Below are 1,816 nucleotides of genomic sequence, written 5' to 3'. Positions count from 1 at the left end.
TGGCCCCCGACTGGCTAATAGTGGACCATTATGCGCTGGATGCCTGTTGGGAACGGGTTGTGCTGCCGCAAGACACTCGTCTACTAGCCATTGATGATCTGGCGGATAGAGCGCATAAAGCGGACATACTATTGGATCAGAACCTAGGACGAGCTGAAAAGGACTACGGGAAGCTGATTGCCGCGCGCTGCCGCTGCTTGATTGGACCGCGCTATGCGCTGCTGCGCCCTGAATTCGCCGAGCTGCGTGAGGCGAGCCTGAATCGACGACGTGAGCCGTTTGAGCCGAAGCGGTTGCTGATCAGTCTGGGAGGCATCGACAAGAACAATGCTACAGGAGCAGTGCTGGAGGCGCTCAAGTCCTGCGGCCTGCCTGCCGACTGCCTCGTTACTGTCATCATGGGGGCTTCGGCCCCCTGGTTGGATTCTGTCAGGGCCAAGGCCGGCGAGCTGCCTTGGCATTGTGACGTTGTGGTCAACGTGACGGACATGGCCGAGCGTATGAGCCAGGCGGATCTTGCCATCGGCGCGGCGGGGAGTACCTCATGGGAGCGCTGCTGCCTCGGTGTACCAACCTTAATGATGGAGCTGGCAGAGAACCAGAAAGGCATCGCCAAGGCACTTCACCAGGCTGGTGCGGCTTATAACGTGGGCAAACCTGACTCAGTGAATCGCTTACCCGATATCTGGGAAAAGCACGTTCGCCCAAAGACATTAGCTCAGATGAGTCATATTGCTTCTCGTCTCGTTGACGGCAATGGGTCAACTCGGTTGGTCAAACTGATGACAACAGAAAGTCATCAGAAGGAAGTGCCCCATGGTTGAGGAAGAGGATCAGCTTCGTCCACTTCTGAAAGCGGAGCTAGAAGTCGTGCGCGAATGGCGTAACCATCCAGACGTTCGTCGCTACATGTACACGCAGCACGAAATCGGAGCGGCGGAACACCGAGCCTGGTTCGAAAGAACACAGCAAGATCCGAATCGGCATCTGCTGCTCTACCTTCGGCAAGGCATTCCGATGGGCTTTGCAAATATTTCAATCGTTAATGTACCGGCGAGACGAGCCGAGTGGGGTTTTTATTTGGCACCCGACTCACTGCCTGGCAGCGGCCAGCGCCTTGGGCATGCCACATTGGCATATGCATTCGAGACGTTGGGCTTGCACAAACTATGCGGTGAGGCGTTGGCCTTCAATACGCGTTCTGTGCGATTCCACGAACGCCTAGGGTTCACACGAGAAGCCACGCTACGTGATCATCACTTCGACGGCAATGCGTTTCACGATGTCATCGGATTCGGCCTGCTCGCCAGTGACAGAACAGCAAGGGAAGGAGCGAAAATATCATGACCTTACCGTTTATTGAAATTGACGGGCGCAGAATTGCTGCAGATCAGCCTCCATACGTCATCGCTGAAGTGTCTGCCAACCATAACGGCAAGCTCGAGACCGCGTTGCGCATCATCGAAGAAGCCAAGAAAGCAGGGGCAGATGCGGTAAAGCTGCAAACCTACCGCCCCGATACGATAACCCTCGACTGTGACAGCGAAGATTTTAAAATAAAAGGTGGTTTGTGGGACGGCCGGACATTGTACGAGCTCTATGAAGAAGCCCATATGCCTTGGGAATGGCATAAACCGCTTTTTGCACGTGCACGTGAGATTGGCATCACCATCTTCAGTTCACCCTTTGATAGCACAGCTGTCGACCTGCTTGAAAGCCTGGGTGCTCCCGCCTACAAAATTGCTTCCTTCGAAGCTGTGGACCTGCCACTGATCGAGTATGTTGCCAAGACAGGCAAACCGATGATCATCTCGAC

Annotated in this window: 3 protein-coding genes; all 3 read left to right on the top strand. The window is 54.8% G+C overall.

The window, feature by feature from the left end; genetic code table 11:
* Window positions 1-824 (top strand): UDP-2,4-diacetamido-2,4,6-trideoxy-beta-L-altropyranose hydrolase (gene pseG / locus QPM17_RS23545; protein WP_285394175.1); only part of this gene is annotated, 824 nt, incomplete at its 5' end.
* Window positions 817-1,347, top strand: a complete 531-nt coding sequence (gene pseH, locus QPM17_RS23540; protein ID WP_285394173.1) for a UDP-4-amino-4,6-dideoxy-N-acetyl-beta-L-altrosamine N-acetyltransferase — start codon at window positions 817-819, stop codon at window positions 1,345-1,347. The genes pseG and pseH, both read left to right, overlap by 8 nt.
* Window positions 1,344-1,816, top strand: a 473-nt coding sequence (locus QPM17_RS23535; RefSeq protein ID WP_285394172.1) for an N-acetylneuraminate synthase family protein, incomplete at its 3' end; no start/stop codon positions are given. The genes pseH and QPM17_RS23535, both read left to right, overlap by 4 nt.

This window comes from Marinobacter azerbaijanicus, from assembly GCF_030250645.1.
GTDB classification, from domain to species: Bacteria; Pseudomonadota; Gammaproteobacteria; order Pseudomonadales; family Oleiphilaceae; genus Marinobacter; species Marinobacter azerbaijanicus.
This window is presented reverse-complemented; position numbering and strand designations above follow the sequence as displayed.